General features: G+C 59.8%; 15 protein-coding genes. 9 read left to right on the plus strand and 6 right to left on the minus strand.

The annotated features are described in order from the left end of the window. The first annotated feature begins 258 nt into the window (after nt 1-258). From TX24_RS31285 to TX24_RS23320, 4 genes are all read left to right on the plus strand, one after another. On the plus strand, nt 259-447 hold the full coding sequence (locus TX24_RS31285; protein WP_275941352.1) for a type VI secretion system contractile sheath small subunit: 189 nt from the start codon (nt 259-261) through the stop codon (nt 445-447). Between the two features lie 165 nt (nt 448-612). Then, nucleotides 613-1,323 (plus strand): HPP family protein, encoded by a 711-nt coding sequence (locus TX24_RS23310; RefSeq protein ID WP_003191232.1) that lies wholly within the window; start codon nt 613-615, stop codon nt 1,321-1,323. A gap of 130 nt (nt 1,324-1,453) precedes the next feature. Further along, nucleotides 1,454-2,557 (plus strand): enoyl-CoA hydratase/isomerase family protein, encoded by a 1,104-nt coding sequence (locus tag TX24_RS23315; RefSeq protein WP_057711292.1) that lies wholly within the window; start codon nt 1,454-1,456, stop codon nt 2,555-2,557. 3 nt (nt 2,558-2,560) lie between these two features. Further along, on the plus strand, nt 2,561-3,712 hold the full coding sequence (locus TX24_RS23320; protein WP_034135655.1) for an acyl-CoA dehydrogenase family protein: 1,152 nt from the start codon (nt 2,561-2,563) through the stop codon (nt 3,710-3,712). A gap of 590 nt (nt 3,713-4,302) precedes the next feature. On the opposite strand, the gene TX24_RS23325 is transcribed toward TX24_RS23320, so the two are convergent. Genes TX24_RS23325 through TX24_RS23345 form a run of 5 tightly spaced genes read right to left on the minus strand, consistent with a single transcriptional unit; the run spans nt 4,303 to nt 9,860 of the window. After that, nucleotides 4,303-5,076 (minus strand): enoyl-CoA hydratase, encoded by a 774-nt coding sequence (locus tag TX24_RS23325; protein ID WP_003191236.1) that lies wholly within the window; start codon nt 5,074-5,076, stop codon nt 4,303-4,305. An 11-nt stretch (nt 5,077-5,087) separates the two neighbouring features. Then, on the minus strand, nt 5,088-6,215 hold the full coding sequence (locus TX24_RS23330) for an acyl-CoA dehydrogenase (RefSeq protein WP_003191237.1): 1,128 nt from the start codon (nt 6,213-6,215) through the stop codon (nt 5,088-5,090). Between the two features lie 9 nt (nt 6,216-6,224). After that, on the minus strand, nt 6,225-7,409 hold the full coding sequence (locus TX24_RS23335) for an acetyl-CoA C-acyltransferase (protein WP_057711294.1): 1,185 nt from the start codon (nt 7,407-7,409) through the stop codon (nt 6,225-6,227). Nucleotides 7,410-7,421: 12 nt separating this feature from the next. Next, the gene (locus tag TX24_RS23340; protein WP_003191239.1) at nt 7,422-8,189 is read right to left on the minus strand and encodes an SDR family NAD(P)-dependent oxidoreductase; all 768 of its coding nucleotides are present in this window, start codon (nt 8,187-8,189) and stop codon (nt 7,422-7,424) included. A gap of 21 nt (nt 8,190-8,210) precedes the next feature. Then, nucleotides 8,211-9,860 carry an AMP-binding protein gene (locus TX24_RS23345; RefSeq protein WP_057711296.1) on the minus strand — a complete coding sequence of 550 codons (1,650 nt, stop codon included), beginning with the start codon at nt 9,858-9,860 and terminating at the stop codon, nt 8,211-8,213. 336 nt (nt 9,861-10,196) lie between these two features. Between TX24_RS23345 and TX24_RS23350 the strand changes: the two genes are divergently transcribed. From TX24_RS23350 to TX24_RS23370, 5 genes are all read left to right on the plus strand, one after another. Continuing rightward, nucleotides 10,197-11,090, plus strand: coding sequence for a bestrophin family protein (locus TX24_RS23350; protein ID WP_057711298.1), 894 nt, complete (start codon nt 10,197-10,199; stop codon nt 11,088-11,090). A gap of 70 nt (nt 11,091-11,160) precedes the next feature. Further along, nucleotides 11,161-12,219: a tetratricopeptide repeat protein gene (locus tag TX24_RS23355; protein ID WP_003191245.1), complete on the plus strand. Its 1,059-nt coding sequence runs from the start codon at nt 11,161-11,163 to the stop codon at nt 12,217-12,219. A 206-nt stretch (nt 12,220-12,425) separates the two neighbouring features. Beyond that, nucleotides 12,426-13,925, plus strand: a complete 1,500-nt coding sequence (locus TX24_RS23360; RefSeq protein ID WP_003191247.1) for an ATPase domain-containing protein — start codon at nt 12,426-12,428, stop codon at nt 13,923-13,925. Then, nucleotides 13,925-15,595: an ATP-binding protein gene (locus TX24_RS23365; RefSeq protein ID WP_057711301.1), complete on the plus strand. Its 1,671-nt coding sequence runs from the start codon at nt 13,925-13,927 to the stop codon at nt 15,593-15,595. The genes TX24_RS23360 and TX24_RS23365 overlap by 1 nt, the downstream gene beginning before the upstream one ends. Before the next feature lie 121 nt (nt 15,596-15,716). Continuing rightward, a complete protein-coding gene (locus TX24_RS23370; protein WP_057711302.1) occupies nt 15,717-18,980 on the plus strand; it encodes a hypothetical protein in 3,264 nt (1,087 codons plus the stop codon). A gap of 73 nt (nt 18,981-19,053) precedes the next feature. Here the strand turns inward: TX24_RS23370 and TX24_RS23375 are convergent, their stop codons facing one another. Then, a complete protein-coding gene (locus TX24_RS23375) occupies nt 19,054-19,431 on the minus strand; it encodes a response regulator (RefSeq protein WP_003191252.1) in 378 nt (125 codons plus the stop codon). Between the last annotated feature and the right edge of the window lie 22 nt (nt 19,432-19,453).

Genomic DNA, 19,453 nt, shown 5'->3' on the forward strand with positions numbered 1-19,453 from the left:
CATAGGTACCAAGAAAGTGCCTACATTTGTTTGCGTAATGGCTGGTGCACTTTCCCTTCCGGTGCTCGGAGCCCAACTGTAGACTCGCTGCCACGTGCACTCACTATCTACCACCCGACCGTCAGGACCAACCTGTAACGCTTGGGTCAGGGCACTTCACAACAACAAGGACGTTGTAGGCTGCCCGCGCGCGATGGCTTACTTCATTGAGAGGACAATGCCGTGCGAGATGACCTGTTAACCGTACCTTTACCCAGGCTGGATCGTTTGATGGCGTTGCGTGACGCACTGGTGGCGTTGAAGGGGCCGCTGGCCGACGATCCCAGGCTGCGCGAAGACCTGCAAGAGCACCTGTTCAATGAAGAAACCCACAGTCGCGTGCTGGGCAAGATCAACCCAACGACGGCCACAGCCACCGGGCCGATCACCTACGGCGACGCCGTTTAACTGCATTTTTTTTGCATTTAACATTCATTAATATGCAGTAGCGCCACTGAATCAAGCGCGGCACACTGCACAGGTTCCTTCCCCCAATGTTGGAACCTTCAAAGGGCTGTTCCGGGAAACCAGGCAGGCCTTTTTTTTCGCCCGCCGTTTATGGACCGTCTTTCAATGCTCGCTCGCTGGTTACCCGCTGCAATCAACACCCGTCCCGCCGAATGGAGCCGTGCAGCCATCGGCATGGCCCTGGGCACGCTATTGAGTGTCTGGGCGTGTGCCCAAGTATTCGGCATGGAGGTGGCCCTGCATCTGCTCGGCCCTCTTGGCGCCTCGGCGGTGCTGTTGTTTGCCGTGTCATCGGGCGCGCTGGCCCAACCCTGGTCGATCATCGGCAGTTACCTGTGTGCAGGCGTCGTGGCGCTGCTGGTCGCCCGCGTCCTGGGGCGCACCTTGGGCAGCGCGTGCCTGGCGGCGGGCATGACAGTGGTCCTCATCTGCTGGCTACGCTGCCTGCACCCGCCGGCCGGCGGCTTGGCCATGACCCTGGTGCTGGCCGACCCGGCATCCGTCGCCCTCGGATGGTACGAGCTGGCGCCGGTGATGCTCGGCGCTGGCGCCCTGCTCGCCTGTGCGTTGGCCTATAACAATGCCACACGCACGCGTTACCCCAAGGGGCTTGCCGAGCCTGCACCGGTTATCCTGGGCACTGCCACCGCCGTCAGCGAGCCGAGCATCACGGCAGCCGACCTCAAGCTGGCGCTGGCCGAGATGGAACAGTTCTACGACGTCGAACCGACAGAGCTGGAGCAACTGATCCACGCCGCCGAGGGCCATGCACGGCGTCGCAGTATCGGCGAGGTTCTGGCCAGCCGGGTGGTTTGACCGGCACTGCATAAATGCAACAACGACCTGCACGATTCCGGGTTGTACGGGGCAAATTTGCACTGGTACGATCACAAGAGAGTTCACCCGCGAACATCTTGATAAAGACAATAAAAGCAGGGAGTTAGAGATGACTGCTCAGGTTTCATCCCAAGCAAGCCACGCCGAGGTCCAGCAGGACGCTGTTCTGGCACAGGTGCGTAACCACATCGGCCACCTCACCCTCAATCGGCCCGCCGGCCTGAACGCCATCACCCTGGACATGGTCCGCCAGTTGGCCGCGCACTTGCAGGCCTGGGCCGATGACCCCGAGATCTACGCCGTGGTACTGCGCGGCGCCGGTGAAAAAGCCTTTTGCGCCGGCGGCGACATCCGTTCGCTGTACGACAGCTTCAAGCAAGGCGACACCCTGCACCAGGATTTCTTCGTCGAGGAATATGCCCTCGACCTGGCCATTCACCACTACCGTAAACCCGTACTGGCATTGATGGACGGCTTCGTCCTCGGCGGTGGCATGGGCCTGGTGCAAGGCGCGGACCTGCGGGTGGTCACCGAACGCAGCCGCCTGGCGATGCCGGAAGTGGCCATCGGGTACTTCCCGGATGTAGGTGGCAGCTATTTTCTCTCGCGTATTCCTGGCGAGCTGGGCACCTACCTTGGGGTGACCGGGGTGCAGATTCGCGCGGCGGATGCCTTGTATTGCGGGCTGGCAGACTGGTACATCGACAGCGCCAAGCTGGTTGAGCTGGACCAGAAACTCGACGGCCTGCAATGGCACGACTCGCCGCTCAAGGACTTGCAAGGCGCACTCGCCAAGCTCGCCGTGCAGCAATTGCCCGACGCCCCGTTGGCGGCCTTGCGCCCGGCCATTGACCACTTTTTCGGGTTGCCGGACGTGCCCAGCATCGTCGAGCAACTGCAACAAGTGACCGTGGCCGATAGCCATGACTGGGCGCTGACCACCGCCAACCTCATGCACACCCGCTCGCCCCTGGCCATGGCCGTGACGCTGGAGATGCTGCGCCGTGGTCGCCACTTGCCACTGGAACAGTGCTTTGCCCTCGAACTGCACCTGGACCGCCAGTGGTTTGAACGCGGCGACCTGATCGAAGGGGTTCGCGCCCTGATCATCGACAAGGATAAGTCTGCGAAGTGGAACCCACCCACCCTCCATGCGCTGAATGCCAGCCATGTCGAGAGCTTCTTCCGCGACTTCGTGCAGATTGGAAAATAAGCCATGCAAGATCTTGAATACACTGAAGAACAAGTGATGATCCGAGACATGGCGCGGGATTTTGCCCGTGGCGAAATCGCCCCCCATGCCCAAGCCTGGGAGAAAGCCGGCTGGATCGACGACGCCCTGGTGGCGAAGATGGGCGAGCTGGGCCTGCTGGGGATGGTGGTACCGGAAGAATGGGGCGGCACCTATGTCGATTACGTCGCCTATGCCCTGGCCGTGGAGGAAATCTCCGCCGGTGACGCTGCTACGGGCGCGCTGATGAGTATCCATAATTCAGTGGGTTGCGGGCCGATCCTCAACTACGGCACAACCGAACAGAAAAACACCTGGCTGGCCGAACTCGCCAGTGGCCAGGCCATCGGTTGCTTCTGCCTGACAGAACCCCAGGCCGGTTCCGAAGCCCATAACCTGCGCACCCGTGCCGAGTTGCGTGACGGGCAATGGGTCATCAATGGCGCCAAGCAGTTCGTCAGCAACGGCAAGCGCGCCAAGCTGGCCATCGTGTTCGCCGTGACCGACCCGGAACTGGGCAAGAAAGGCATTTCAGCGTTTCTGGTGCCCACCGATACCCCAGGTTTCGTGGTCGACCGCACCGAGCACAAGATGGGTATTCGTGCGTCAGACACCTGCGCCGTCACGCTCAACCAATGCAAGGTTCCCGAAGCCAACCTGCTGGGTGAGCGCGGCAAGGGCCTGGCCATCGCCCTCTCCAACCTCGAAGGCGGACGCATCGGCATCGCCGCCCAGGCCCTGGGCATTGCCCGCGCCGCGTTTGAAGCCGCGCTGGCCTACGCCCGTGATCGGGTGCAGTTCGACAAGGCGATCATCGAACACCAGAGCGTGGCCAACCTGCTGGCCGACATGCAAACCCAACTCAACGCTGCGCGCCTGCTGATCCTCCATGCTGCGCGCCTGCGCACTGCCGGCAAACCGTGCCTGTCCGAAGCCTCCCAGGCCAAGCTGTTCGCCTCGGAAATGGCCGAGCGAGTCTGCTCCAAGGCGATGCAGATCCATGGTGGGTATGGGTATCTGGAGGATTACCCGGTGGAGCGTTACTACCGGGATGCACGGATCACGCAGATTTACGAAGGCACCAGCGAGATTCAGCGGATGGTGATTGCCAGGGAGTTGAAAAACTACCAGCTCTAACGGACACCACACAAAACCCTGTGGGAGCTGGCTTGCCTGCGATGCAGACACCTCAGTACATCAGACTACCGATCAACGGTAACCACGATGCGAAGCGAGCCGCTCTTGATCTTGCTCTTGATCTGCTTTTGATCTTGATCTTAGGCGCCCCGTTAAACCACGCTGGCCGGAATTCGACAGGGATTTGGGGGGTAAACCGGCAGGGATGCCGGTTTAGCCGCCCCGCGCCATGGATGGCGCGTGGCGGCGGCCCCCCAAATCACTGACGAATTACGGGCACACCGAGCCTAAGCGAGGTGCCGAGTGGTGGGGCAAGAGCGTTTTGCTTACTTTGCCGCTTTTGCAAAGTGAGCCGCCGTCAGGGCGGAACCCTAAGCGGCCGTTACCGCAGCAATGGATATGTACACAATCCAACTGCGTTAACTGCTAGGCCGCCTTCGCGAGCAAGCCCGCTCCCACAAGTTTGACCGCAGGGGATCAGGTAGATAGGCGCCGGCTGGGAGGCCGCCATCGCAGGCAAGCCAGCTCCCACAGTTGGATCGTTGGGGTGTCAGGTAGGTGTCGGCTGGCAGGCCACACACCCATCAGGCTTACTTATCCTTGAATTCCGGCGCCCGCTTGGCCACAAACGCGGCCATGCCTTCCTTCTGGTCCTGGGTCGCAAACGCCGCATGAAACACCCGACGCTCAAAACGTACGCCTTCGGACAGGCTGACTTCAAACGCACGGTTCACACTTTCCTTGACCATCATGCTGATCGGCACAGATTTACCGGCGATCAGGGTAGCCACCTTCAGCGCTTCCTCCAGCAGTTCATCGGCGGGCACGATGCGCGCCACAACCCCGCAGCGCTCGGCCTCCACCGCGTCGATAAAACGCCCGGTCAGGCACATCTCCATGGCCTTGGCTTTGCCCACCGCACGGGTCAGGCGCTGGGTGCCGCCCATGCCCGGCAGCACGCCCAAGTTGATTTCCGGCTGGCCAAACTTGGCGGTGTCGCCGGCAAGGATAAAGTCACACATCAAGGCCAGTTCACAGCCGCCGCCCAGGGCGAAACCATTCACGGCGGCAATGATCGGCTTGCGACGGTTGGCCACGCGGTCGCTGTCGCTGAACAGATCGTCCATATAGATCTGCGGGTAGGTCAGCTCGGCCATTTCCTTGATATCGGCACCGGCCGCGAAGGCCTTTTTCGAGCCGGTCAGCACGATGCAGCCAATTTCAGGATTGGCTTCCAGGCTGTCCAGCGCCTGGTTCAGCTCGCTGACCAGTTGTGCATTCAGGGCGTTCAGCGCGTTGGGGCGGTTAAGCGTGATCAGCCCGACACGGCCCTGGACGTCAAGCAGGATGGTTTCGTAACTCATGTATCGGCTCCTTAAAGATTGCGTGAGATGACCATGCGTTGAATATCGCTGGTGCCTTCGTAAATCTGGCAGACCCGCACATCGCGGTAGATCCGCTCCAGGGGGAAGTCGTTCAGGTAACCGTAACCGCCCAGGGTTTGCAAGGCGGCTGAGCAGACTTTCTCGGCCATTTCCGAGGCAAACAGCTTGGCCATGGACGCTTCCACCAGCGCTGGCTTGCCGCTGTCACGCAGGGCGGCGGCGTAATGCACCATCTGCCGGGCGACGGCGATCTGGGTGGCCATGTCGGCCAGGCGAAAGGCGACGGCCTGGTGTTCGATCAACGGCTTGCCAAAGCTTTCACGCTCACGGGCATAGTCGCGGGCCGCTTCGAAGGCGGCGCGGGCCATCCCCACCGACTGGGAGGCAATGCCCACGCGGCCGCCTTCCAGGTTGGCCAGGGCGATTTTGTAGCCTTCGCCCTCCTCGCCCAGGCGGTTGGCCACCGGCACTTTCACGTCTTCAAACAGAATCTGGCAGGTGTCCGAGGCATGCTGCCCCAGCTTGTCTTCCACCCGCGCCACGGTATAACCCGGCGAATCGGTGGGCACGATAAACGCGCTGATCCCACGTTTACCCGCAGCGGGGTCGGTGACCGCAAACACAATCACAATCCCGGCGTTTTGCCCGGAGGTGATGAACTGTTTACAGCCATTGAGCACATAGTGGTCGCCTTCAAGGCGCGCACGGGTTTTCAGGCTGCTGGCATCGGAGCCGGCCTGGGGTTCGGTCAGCGCAAAAGCACCCAGCATGGCGCCGCTGGCCAGGGGCGTGAGGAACTGCTCTTTGTGCTGATCATTGCCAAACTTGAGGATCGGCACGCAACCCACCGAGTTGTGCACGCTCATGATCGTGGAGCAGGCACCGTCGCCCGCGGCGATCTCTTCCAGGGCCATGGCGTAGGCCAGGTAGCCGGTGTCGCAACCGCCCCACTGTTCTGGCACCAGCATGCCGAAAAAGCCCAGTTCGGCCATTTCCGCGATGGCTTCCTTGGGAAAGCGATGCTCGCGGTCCCACTCGGCGGCGAAGGGTTTCAAACGTTCCTGGGCAAATTGCCGGGCGGCGTCGCTGATCTGCAGTTGTTCGTCATTGGGCAACATAGGTCATCCTCAATACAGGCATTCAACGGCCATGGCCGTGGCTTCACCGCCGCCAATGCAAATGGCTGCGACGCCACGCTTGAGCCCCTTCTGGCGCAGGGCCGCGAGCAACGTCACCAGGATACGTACGCCAGAGGCACCAATGGGGTGGCCCAATGCACAGGCGCCGCCGTGCACGTTGACCTTGTCGTGGGGAATCTCTAGCTTGCTCATCGTCACCAGGCTGACCACGGCGAAGGCCTCGTTGATTTCGAACAGGTCCACCTCGTCCAGGCTCCAGCCGGTCTTGCTCATCAGCTTGCGGATCGCTCCTACCGGCGCCACCGGAAACAGCCCCGGCTCATCGGCAAACGCGGCGTGCCCGTGAATGACTGCCAAGGGCTTGAGGCCACGCTTGAGCGCCTCGGACTCACGCATCAGCAACAACGCCGCGGCGCCATCGGAGATCGAGCTGGAGTTGGCCGCTGTCACCGTACCGCCGTCACGGAACGCCGGTTTCAGGCTGGCAATCTTGTCCAGCTTGGCTTTTGGCGGTTGCTCATCATGGAGGATGGTTTTTTGTTCCTTGCCCACGGTGACCTGCACCGGGACGATTTCACTGGCAAAGCTGCCGTGGGTGATGGCCTCTTGTGCGCGGGTCAGGGAAGCGATGGCAAACGCGTCCTGGGCCTCACGGGTAAAACCATTGTGCTCGGCGCAGTCCTCGGCAAAGGTGCCCATCAGGCGCCCCTTGTCGTAGGCATCTTCGAGGCCGTCGAGGAACATATGGTCCAGCACCTTGCCGTGGCCCATGCGGTAGCCGCTGAGCGCCCGGTCCAGCAGGTACGGGGCGTTGGACATGCTTTCCATGCCGCCGGCGATCACCACATCGACGCTGCCAGCGCGCAGCGAGTCGTGGGCCAGGATCGTCGCTTCCATGCCGGAGCCGCACATTTTGTTGAGGGTGGTGCAGCGCGTGCCCTTGCCCAACCCGGCGCCCAGGGCAGCCTGGCGGGCAGGTGCCTGCCCAAGCCCGGCGGGCAGCACACAGCCAAACAGCACTTCGTCGACGGCATCGGTGGCGATACCAGCACGCTCGACCGCCGCACGAATGGCGGCAGCGCCCAATTGCGGCGCGGTCAGGCTTTTGAGGTCGCCCTGAAACCCGCCCATGGGCGTGCGCACGGCGCTGACAATCACAATAGGGTCGTTCATAGCCATTGCTCCTTATTTGGCAGCCATGCGCAAGGCACCGTCGAGACGGATCACTTCGCCATTGAGCATGCTGTTTTCAATGATGTGGCGTACCAGCGCGGCATATTCGGCGGGTTTGCCCAGGCGTGGCGGGAACGGCACGCCGGCAGCCAGGGAGTCGCGGACTTCGTCGGTCATGCCGGCCATCATCGGCGTTTCGAAAATGCCCGGTGCGATGGTCATCACGCGGATACCAAAGCGCGCCAGTTCCCGTGCGGCAGGCAAGGTGAGGCTGGCGATCGCGCCCTTGGAGGCGGCATACGCAGCCTGACCGATCTGCCCATCGAACGCCGCCACTGAGGCGGTATTGATGATCACGCCGCGCTCGCCATCGGCATTCGCCTCGGTTTCCGCGATAGCCGCTGCGGCCAGGCGCAGCAGGTTGAAGCTGCCGATCAGGTTGACATTGATCACCTGCGCGAAGTTTGCCAGGCCATGCGGGCCATTCTTGCCGAGGATCTTCTCGCCGCGCACCACACCCGCACAGTTGACCAGGCCATGCAAGCCCCCAAAGGCCTCGACCGCTGCCTTCACCGCCGCTTCTGCAGCAGCTTCCTGGCTGATGTCTGCTACGGCACTGCGGGCGTTGTCGCCCAGTTGCTCGGCCTTGGCGGCCACGGCGTCGGCGTTCAAGTCCACCAGCATCACCTTGGCACCTGCGGCGACCAGCATTTCAGCGGTGGCCGCGCCGAGGCCCGACGCGCCGCCGCTGACCAGAAATACCTTGTTTTCAATCTGCATCGTTGTTTCCTTTTAAAGGGATCAAGCCACGACCGCCTGGGCCTTGGCTATTTCCTGATTGCGCAAAATAAAGCGTTGCAGCTTGCCGCTCGGGGTCTTGGGCAAGTCGCTGACAAATTCGATTTCCCGTGGGTATGCATGGGCGGCCAGGCGCTGGCGCACGTGCAGGCGCAGTTCTTCAGCCAGCTCCGGGGTGGCACGGTATTGCTCGCTGATCACCACAAAGGCTTTGACCAATTCGGTGCGCTCCGGGCAAGGCTTGCCGACCACGGCAGCCTCGACCACCGCAGGGTGTTCGACCAGCGCGCTTTCCACATCAAAAGGGCCCACCCGATAGCCGGATGTAGTGATCACGTCGTCGCTGCGCCCGACAAAGCTGATGCTGCCGTCCGGGTTCAGCTCTACGGTGTCGCCGCTGAGGTAGTACTTGCCGACAAAGGCCTTGGTTTTCACGCCGTCGTACCCGGCAAACCAGCACATAGGCGATTGCTCGCGGTCGATGGCCAGGATGCCGGGCTGGCCGGCCGGCAGCTCCTGATGGTTGTCATCCAGCACCACGATGCGATGCCCCGGCGAGGCAAAACCCGCCGAGCCGACATGCACCGGATGCACCAGGCCGTGGTGGTTGCACAGCACCATGCCCAGCTCGGTCTGGCCGTAATGGTCGTGGATGGTCACGCCCAGGTTGTCGGCGAACCAGCGGATCACCTCCGGGTTCAACGGCTCGCCGGCGCTGCTGACGATGCGCAGCTTGCCCTTGATCGAACGCGCGAACTGTTCGCCACCGGCAATCAGCAGGCGATACGCCGTGGGCGAACCGGTCAGGTTGGTGATTGAGTATTTATTGATCACCCGGCAGGTGCTTTCCAGGGTGAACGGGCCATCGTAGAAGGTGATCGGGTGCCCCATGGACAACGGCCCGGTCACGCCGAAATAGATGCCATAGGCCCAGCCCGGGTCGGCAACGTTCCAGAACGCGTCCTCGGGGCGCAAGTCCACGGCGTCGCGCATGTAGCCCTGGAACGCGACGATGGCCTTGAGCGGCACCGATAGCGCCTTGGACGGGCCGGTGGTGCCCGAGGTGAACATCAGCAGAAACGGCTCCTCTGCGCCCAGCAGCACCGGCTCGCAGTGAGAAGCGTAATTGGGCAGTTCGGCCCAGAAGCTGTAATCGCCACGCACGATGCCTTCACCCTTGGCCCCGGCGACCGTGACGATAGTCGGGCAGTCGGCGACTTCCGCCAGCTTGGGGCGGTTCACCGCATCGGTGACCACCAGCGCTGCGCCGGAGCTGTTCAAGCGGTGTTCAATCGCCTTGGGACCGAACGCGGTAAACAGTGGCTGATAGACCGCGCCGATGCGCCAGGTTGCTAACACCACCACCAGCAATTCGGCGGTACGCGGCAGCAGGCCCGCCACCTTGTCACCGCGCTTGACGCCCTGGGCCAGCAGGAAGTTGGCGAAACGTGCGGCCTGCTCCTGCAATTCGGTAAAGGTCGAGGTGGCGCTAAGCCCGTCCTTGCCTTCCCAGAACAACGCGATTCGCCCCGGCAGCGCGTGACGGTCACAACACTCCACACAGGCATTGAGCGCTTGCAGATTGCCGGCCAGTGCGGCGTCGACGGTGTGCTGGTAATCAAACTCGGTGGTGGCAGCCAAATACTCACGCATCGCTTCCTATCCTTCTGTGTTTTTATTTTCAGGACGTTTACAACTCGAAAAAAGCGCTGAAATAGTCGCTCCAGAGCGGCGTAGCAGCAATGGTCAAAGCCTTCAACTTGGCTGACTGGTTTGGCCATGGCTATCTGTAGGAGCGAGCTTGCTCGCGAAAAACTCACAGGCGCCGCGTTTAATCAGGATGCGCGCGTTATTGTTGACGTTTTTCGCGAGCAAGATCGCTCCTACAAAGAGTCATTGAGTCGACTGATCAGGCGGTCGATCCAAGTGATTGGACGCTCCGGGTGCCAGCTTCTACCCTGATGATCTGCACCGCCACAGAAGCCCGCCATGATCGTTCGCCCCAAACCCAACGTCCTGGGTATCCTGTTCTCCCTCAAAGGCTCCATTGCCAAGCGCATTGCCTGGCGCAGCCTGCTGGTCACGCTGCTGGCCTCGGTCATCGTGCTGGTGGAAACCCTGCACCCCGCCTATTTTTCCAAGGTCAACGCTACGCCCTTCACCTTGTTGGGCCTGTCACTGTCGATCTTCATGAGTTTTCGCAACAACGCCTGCTACGACCGTTGGTGGGAGGGCCGCAAGCAACTGGGGCAAATGGTCATTGACGTGCGCTCGCTGATTCGCGAGACCCAGGTGCTGGGGGACACCGCCGAGCGTGCTGGCCTGCTGCGCGGCCTGTGCGGTTTTGCCCATGGCTTGGTCGCGCATTTGCGCCATGAAGATCAAGCCCGGGCGATACACCCCTGGATCAGCGTGCCAGGGGGCCACCCCAACCTGCCGGACAGCGTGCTGCAAACGGTCGGTGCGCGCTTTTCGGTCTTGGCACAACAGGGCGTGATCAGCGAATGGCGCTACAACCAACTGGAAGCCCGGCTGGTCAGCCTGAGCCAGGTGCAAGCGGCATGCGAGCGCATCAAGACCACGCCACTGCCCTTTCCCTACACCCTGCTGTTGCACCGCACCATTTACCTGTTCTGCATCTTGCTGCCATTCGCCATGGCCGAGCCACTTGGCTGGTTGACGCCAGTGTTCACCGCGATTGTCAGCTACACCTTCTTTGGCCTGGATGCGATTGGCGACGAATTGGAGGACCCTTTCGGCTTCGACGAAAACGACTTGCCGTGTGATGCCATCCTGCGGACATTAGAGCGCGAGATCCTCGCCGCCCTTGGCGAAGTCAACCTGCCGCCTGCGTTGGAGCCTGCGGACTACGTGCTGACCTGACGCGGGTTTGACACTCGCCTCGCACTGACCGAAGCTTGGAACTTTGCTGCCCAAGCTTTCGGACGCCTGCATGTCAAAGTCACGCCGTTACTCCATCATCGGCCTGTGCGCCCTGTTGCTGATCGTACTGATCACCTGGTTTTTCTCTCGCACCCCGGCAGTGGCCGTCCCCCCAGCCATCGCCCATGGCTATTCCAAGGCTTTGAAGCAGGCGCATAACGGCGAGCCCGGCGCCGCACGTGTGTTGTACCAACAGCTGGGCCGGCCGGACCTGTCGCCGGAGCGCCGCGCCGCCTTGCATGCTGAGCTGCCCAATTACCCCAGCCCCCAGGCGCTGAAGCTGGCCGATAAAGACCTCGCCAATGAGTCGGCGCTGGTGCGCGAAGCCGCTATTCACAGCATCGTCGGCCTGGTGCCCACTGGCCAGCGCACCTTACTGCTCGGCCCGGTGCTGGACGATCCGGAACAATCGGTGCGCTTTGCCGCCGCCAACGCCTTGCTGGGCCTGTCGCCCGATACACTGGGTTTGTACTTTGGCCCACTGCAGCAGGTGCTCGATGAATTCGTGACAACGCTCAAGGCCCAGCCCGAAACCGCTGAAGGCTGGATTCAATTGGCGCGCCTGTACATCCACAGCGCCCTGCTGCCGGAGGCGCAAAACGCCCTGGAGCAGGCAATGCGCTTGCAGCCGGACAACCTGCAAGCGGTGGTATCGCAAATCGAACTGCTGGACAAGCAAGGCAAGACCGACGAGTCGCGCCAACTGCTGGCCCGGCAACTGGCGGCGCATCCGGAGTCGGCCTACCTGCAACATGCCTTGGGCATGTGGCTGTTGCACCATGGCGAGCGCCCCTACGCCCTGCTCGGCCTGTCCAAGGCGGTGGAGCTTGCGCCAGACAACCCGGATTATCGCTATGACCTGGCCACCACCCTGCACGCCCAGGACGAAGTAGAGGCGGCCCAGCGCCAGCTGGAAGAAATCGTCCAGCGGCATCCCGCCAATCGCAAAGCCCGCGTGTTGCTGGTCAATTACTGGAAAGAGACCGGGCAGTTGCAGAACGTTCAGGTGCTGCTCGCCCAACTGGAGCAACAGAACCCGGATGATCCGGCGCTACAGCAGGGCCTGTAGGAGCGAGCTTGCTCGCGAAGATCGTTAACGATAACGCGAGCTGCCTGGCTCACAGCGGCGCCCTCTGGATCTTCGCGAGCAAGCTCGCTCCTACACGGCTGTAATTCTCACAAAACGTTGAACCGCTACGTGCCACTACGGTCAAGTGAATATGGCGCGTCCCAGTCGGCGTGCCCCTCTACTTGTACGTGACCTGAGGGCACTTCTTGAGTACATCCAAACAGCTGTTGAGTGAAAAGGCAGCCACCGGCGTCGAAGGTCTTGATGACATTCTTGCCGGGGGGCTATCGCGAAGCCACGTGTTTTTGCTCGAAGGCGAACCCGGCACCGGTAAAACCACCGTGGCCCTGCATTTTCTGCGGGCCGGTGCGCAGAACGGCGAACGTTGCTTATATATCACCCTGTCCGAAACCGAGCACGAACTGCGCCAGGGTGCCAAATCCCACGGCTGGGACTTGGATGAGCATATTCATATCTTCGAGCTGACCCCACCGGAAAGCCTGCTCAACGCCGATCACCAGCAAAGCCTGCTGTACTCCTCCGACCTGGAGCTGGGTGAAGCCACCCGCCAGATCTTTGAAGTGGTAGAGCGGGTCAAGCCGACCCGCGTGGTGGTCGACAGCCTGTCTGAGATCCGCCTTCTGGCGCAAAGCTCGTTGCGCTATCGCCGGCAGATCCTGGCGATCAAGCACTACTTCGTGCGTTATGACGCCACCGTGTTACTGCTGGATGACTTGACCACCGAATCCCTGGATAAGACCGTGCACAGCGTTGCGCACGGGGTGATTCGCCTGGAGGAGCTGACGCCCAACTATGGCGCCGAGCGTCGGCGTATCCGGGTGGTCAAGTACCGGGGCCAGAAATACCGTGGCGGCTTCCACGACTTCACCATCATGGGCGACGGCATTCACGTATTCCCGCGCCTGGTGGCGGCCGAGCATCGCGGCGGTTACAACCGTCAAACCTTGAGCAGCGGTATCGAGGAGTTGGATTCTCTGCTCGGCGGGGGGATCGAGACCGGCTCCAGCAGCCTGATTCTCGGCCCGGCCGGTACCGGCAAGTCTTTGATCTCGATGATCTTCGCTGCCGCCGCCGTGGCCCGTGGCGAAAAGGCTGCGCTGTTCATCTTCGATGAAGAGCTGGGCCTGCTGTTCGAGCGCATGAAGAACATGGGCATCGACCTCGCCGCCTTACGGGACACCGGAAACCTGCTGATCGAACAGGTCGACGCGGCCGAACTCTCCCCCGGCGAATTTTCCCACCGGGTTCGCCGCTGCGTGGATGAGCGCGGTATCAAGACCGTGGTCATCGACAGTATCAACGGCTACCAGGCGGCCATGCCCGAAGAAAACGCGCTGATCCTGCATATGCATGAACTGCTGCTATACCTTAACCGCCGTGGTGCCGCGACCTTTATGACGGTGGCCCAGCACGGCCTGGTCGGCGACATGCAGACGCCAGTCGACATCACCTACCTGGCTGACACCGTGATCCTGCTGCGTTATTTCGAGGCTCTGGGCAAAGTTCGCCGGGCCATTTCGATCATCAAGAAAAGAACCGGCTCCCATGAGTCCACCATTCGCGAATACCGCATCGGCAGCCGCGGCATGACGGTGGGTGTGCCTCTGGATAACTTCCAGGGTGTGCTGCGCGGCATTCCGACCTATATGGGCGCCGGTTCCCCCCTGCTCAAGGATGAGGGCTAGTGCCGGCCCTTTCTCCCGTCTCCGAGCGCGCCATCGTGCTGGCGCCCATGGGCCGCGATGGCTCATTGGCGTTGATGATGCTTAATGAAGCCGGCTATAGCGGGATCGTCGCCAATAGCCTGACCGCGCTGTGCGAAGAGCTGACGCAAGGCGCCGGCCTGCTCATCATTGCGGCTGAGGCCCTGCGTGGCGTCGACCTTGAGCCGTTACTTGAGCTGTTGCATCAGCAGCCGGCCTGGTCCGACCTGCCGATCGTGCTGATGACCCAGCATGGCGGCAAAGAGCAGAACGGCTCGACCCGCCTGAGCGGCTTGCTGGGTAACGTCACGTTTCTGGAGCGGCCATTCCATCCCATCACCCTGATCAGCCTGGTCAGCGCCGCCCTGCGCGGTCGGCGGCGCCAATACGAGGCGCGGGACCGGTTGATTGACTTGAGCGAGAGTGAGCTGCGGCTGCAGCGCACCCTGGAAACCCTCGAGCAGCAAGTGGAAGAACGCACCGCCCAATTGCGTCACAACGAAGAAGCCCTGCGCCAGTCGCAAAAAATGGAAGCCGTCGGCCAGTTGACCGGCGGTATCGCCCAAGACTTCAACAATATGCTTACCGGCATTATCGGCAGCCTGGAACTGCTGCGCCGACGTGTGGCGCGAGGCAAACTGGATGACCTGGACGGCCTGATCGACCTGGGCGTGACCTCCGCCAACCGCGCGGCCAGCCTCACCCACCGACTGTTGGCGTTCTCCCGTCGACAATCGCTGGACTCCAAACCCGTGCAGATCAACCAGTTGGTCACGGCCATGGGCGAATTGTTGCAACGCAGCATCAACGAAAGCATCAGCTTGGACATGCGCTTGAGCGACGCTTTATGGACGGCCGAAGCCGACCCCAACCAGCTCGAAAGCGCCCTGCTCAACCTGGTGATCAACGCGCGCGATGCCATGCCCACCGGTGGCACGCTCAGAGTGGAAACCACCAACCGCCACCTCGACAGCGTCTTCACCGCCGCCTACGGCACCCTGATACCGGGCGATTACGTAGAGCTGAGTGTCAGTGACAACGGTTGCGGCATTCCCCAACACCTGATGGGCCGCGTATTCGATCCGTTTTTCACCACCAAACCCATCGGGCAGGGCACAGGGCTGGGGCTGTCAATGATCTACGGCTTCGCTCGCCAGTCTCGTGGGCATGTGACGATTCACAGTGAAGTCAACAAAGGCACCACGGTCAGCCTGTTCCTGCCACGTTTTATCGGCGAGCCCCAAACCCAGGCGCCGCTCAACCCCACATTGCTGCCGTTTGCCAATGCAGGAGAAACGGTGTTGATCGTCGAGGATGACCCTGCGGTAAGGGTGCTGGTCAGCGCCGTGCTCAAAGAGCTGGGGTATGGGTTTATCGAGGCTGGGGACGCGAACACGGCGGTGCCAATCATTGAGTCCGAACAGCGTATTGACTTGATGATCAGCGATGTGGGCTTACCGGGTATGAATGGTCGGCAGCTGGCAGAAATAGGCAGGCAGATTCGTCCTGAACTCAAGGTGTTGTTCATTACAGGCTATGCCGAGCACGCAGCGGTGCGCGGTGGTTTTCTCGACCCTGGCATGCAACTGATCACTAAGCCGTTTACTTTCGATTTATTGACCGCCACGGTCCGGGAGATGATCAAGGCATAGGGCGGCCGCGCTACGTAATTCGGCGTTACGGTTGAGCAGGAAATAGATGGAATCGTTGTGGTTGTTTTTCCACATATGTGGGCGAACAACATGTTGCCCACATCGATTAGGAATATTTCTGATGACTGCTATTTCCAACTCACGCGTGTCGGATTTGCATAGCCCTCAACTGGCAAAAGCCGATCCAACACCGTCACCTGCCCACCTCGAGATCGCCACAGAGCTTGCGGGACGGGGAGGAAGCCTCCAGCAAAGGGGGGATCGAAAGTTACTTGAGTTCTACACCCAGGACTTGAAGGAATTGTCGGCCGGCAATCAAGACTATCGACAGGCCACTGTTGAACGTATCCCGCCCCATTCATCCTTCGGGCAGTCGCGTGCGCTGTTGGATAGCATCCTTAAAAGCCCGGCGTTCCAAAACTGGGCCAAAGAGAATGACGTCGATCTCTCAAAAGAGATCACTATTAATCTCGCCAGCGGTACCATCGGCTTCACCACTATGGGTACCAAGCCCCGAAATCCCTTCGACTTTTCGCCGCCCAAGCCCTCCGCCGGATCCGCCGATATTCACAGCTTTATGGGTTGGCCGCTGCTCAAGAGCGCTGCCAACACGTTGGCAGGCTCCGGCAACGTCATAAAGTTTGACCCCGCGACCACCGCAACCAGTGCGAAGGTCGCTGAGATCGCCCAGTTTCATGGTCATACCCTGCCTTTTGACAGCACTCTTTCGCCTGCAGAGCAACAGGCAGCCATCACGCAGTACATCAACAAATGGGAGCATAAAGATGACCTGTTCCCTGAAAATGTCGAAACGCCCTCCCAGAAACATCTGGAGAGTCAAGCCTCGCAACTGGGCGATCTGAATAACCGGAGTTCTGTGATTGCGGCAATAACAAAGGTTGCAGACAGTGTCGTTGAGGGGCTGGAAGACCACGACTCCAAAAGTTCGCTCGCCAATGAAAAAGACCACGCAGAATACAATCTAATTATTAAGCAAAGGATTAACGCTATTCTGGATACGCCCATCCAGATAGATCCCGCGTCATCCTACTTCAAGAACCGCAATCTGAAACCGGGCGTGGCCGTGACGCTGCGCGACTACCTCGTAGGAAGCGGCATTTCACTTCCAGCTAATGAGACTGAGTTAAAGAGCATTGCGCAGTCGTTGGCAAGTCCACCAATTGAAACACCGATGCATGGCAATCTAGGGGGTGCGCTTTCATGGCCAACGCCAATGAGTAATGCTGATCAGCGCGCACTCATCTCCATGACGAATAAGTTTTTGGAAGGCCAACCAGAACGCAACTTGCTCGACTATCTGACACGCGGTCTTGATCTGGGAGATGACGTCTCGAACGATCGTAGCAGTGCCATCGACCGTATCCTCAAGTCACCCAATGCTGAAATCTTCGCCCGGGCGGCCGAACGCGAATTTGGCGAAATTGCATCGCCCGACGTCATCGCCGAATGGGTGTTGACAGCCCTCTACACGTCGATGGATGCCCTTGGCGTCAACACGACTGCGCCAGACTCGAGCCGGACCAAAGTTGCAGGGTTCGACCTGGCCCACGTTAACCTCTCAGGCAAGAACATCGCCGAAATACACAAAGAGCTGGCTCATCACTTACTCGTCAACAAAATCGCTTCAGTGGAAAACCTGGAGCTTGCCATGGAAATCCTGTTATCGCGCAAGGCACCGGAACTTCTAGTCAAGGAGATACCTGACACATTGGTAAAGGGCACCCACTCCTGGGTCAGTTTTACGACCGCCGTCGCCCGTCTCGAAGCCGAGGCCCCTGGCTCAACCAACAAAATGACGTATGCGCAGGTCATGATGCGAAATGAGCTGGCGCCGATAACGTTGGCAGACAAACTGGTTGAGCAGCAGGCTCAAAGCGACGCATTGAAAGACTGGGGTGTTCAGAACGGCGTGCTGGATTGGAACAGCACAGATAGCTACTCAGAAGAAGATATGGCGAAGGTGCGTGCTGCATTCAAAGACCAGGTGGATCGCTTGAATGAGGCTTCCAATGCGTTTGCGAAGATGCCCCCTAATCTTCATGACATGACCATGGCCTACATAAAAGAGCTGAACCCGCATTTGTCGGAGGAGCAAATCAAACAAAAAGTGCTGACGCCAAAGGAATCCACCTTTTTCTCATTTCCAGGCCCCTACTCACTGCTGGATGTATTCATCCACACCGCGCAACTCCACAAGGAAGTGGATTTGCATACCTATACTTCCAGCGATAAAAATATCGACCTCAGCACCATTACCGCTCCGAAATTCGAAAAAAATTTTGTGAACTCTCATTTTGAAGGCGGGCTGAGAGTATATCTCGATGGCTTTGAACAAGGCACGCAATCGCAAGTCAAGCATTTGATTTCAAAGCTGCCACTTGAAGATCGGAAAATCATTGAACATGGGAAAATCTCGGTTTCTAAGGAAGTTGATGTAACGTACACTCCTTACTCTCAAATCCAAGAACAAAAAGACTCTTCCACCACCAGTGTATTTGTGCAAAGCGAAGTTGTGGATGCACGCGGCAATAAACGCACCCACACGTATGAGATAGACAGCGCCAAGAACACTATTCGAAAACGCCCCGATCTGGATGACACACGTCCAGGCCCCATTCCCGACGATAAAAGGAATGCAAAGCATCTCGTCCCCCTCGTCCCTGATGGCGACTACAAAGAAAATGTCCTCTCGCCCTGGCCTGATAACAGCACCCACGACGCGCCCAACAGTTTCTCCAGCGAAAAGACACAGTACATTGCTGATGCCATGGTGAAAAAAATTAACATCCGCGGTTACGCAGACGAGTTGCGGGGTACTACCACGTTCGATGGTGAAGTACCTTTTTATCAAAAATTAGAAGATTTCGTGTTGGGTCTGATTCCCGGTTACAACGCCATCACTAACTTTATCAAGGGCAACTGGCGAGAAGGCCTCATCGATTTGGCGTTCGACGCGTTCGGTTTTATCCTGGCCGGCGCCGGTGGGGCCGCACGGGCCGCGGGCGCTGGCGTCAGGACGGCCACATCTACGCTGGGGAGCACCGCGAAAAAGCTGTTGCGTGGCGCAATAGGCGCGCTCAACCCCATAGATGCCCAGGGCCTGCTACTGGCCGGGGTGCAGGAAGGTATCAGCTACTTGACCAATCGCGGCCCAGAGGGAAATAACCAACCCCGGATAAAAATCAACTATGACCCCGTAAAGATATTCAGGAACGTTGAGAACGCCACCGTGGGCAGCGCCACGATGCAGGGCAGCATGACTAAAATTGCGGCCACCCAGAAAAATGGCAAATGGTATGCACTTGATCCTGTCAGCAAACAGCCCTATGGCCTGCCTTTAAAGGATTTCGTGCCTTCGGCATAAAGGCGGCAACAAGCTGAAAAGAAACGCCCTGCATTAAAAGGTTCTTCTCGGCGTTCGAGAAGAACCCTGTTTATTACGCCAATAACCTCTGGATATGCTCCTGCAGCGTATCCAGATCAAACGGCTTGGCCAAAATCGGCGCATTGCGCGTGATCGGGCTGTTGCAGTCAAGAATCTCCTGCGGGTAACCGCTGATAAAGATCACTTTCAGTTCCGGACGCAACTTGATTGCAGGCTCAGCAATCTGCACGCCGGAGATCCCACCCGGCAGGCGATAATCGGTGACCATCAAGTCCAGATGCGGCTTGGTCGCAAGGATTTCGAAGGCCTGCTCTCCGTCGACCGCCTTCAAGACCCGGTAGCCCAGGCCCGCCAGGTACTCACCCAGCACAAACATAATGGATTCGTCGTCCTCGACGATCAGTACGACATCTTGTGCATCTTCACTCATGGGAAGCCTTTGTCCGGTCAAT

The sequence above is a fragment of the Pseudomonas lactis genome, from assembly GCF_001439845.1.
GTDB lineage: Bacteria > Pseudomonadota > Gammaproteobacteria > Pseudomonadales > Pseudomonadaceae > Aquipseudomonas > Aquipseudomonas lactis.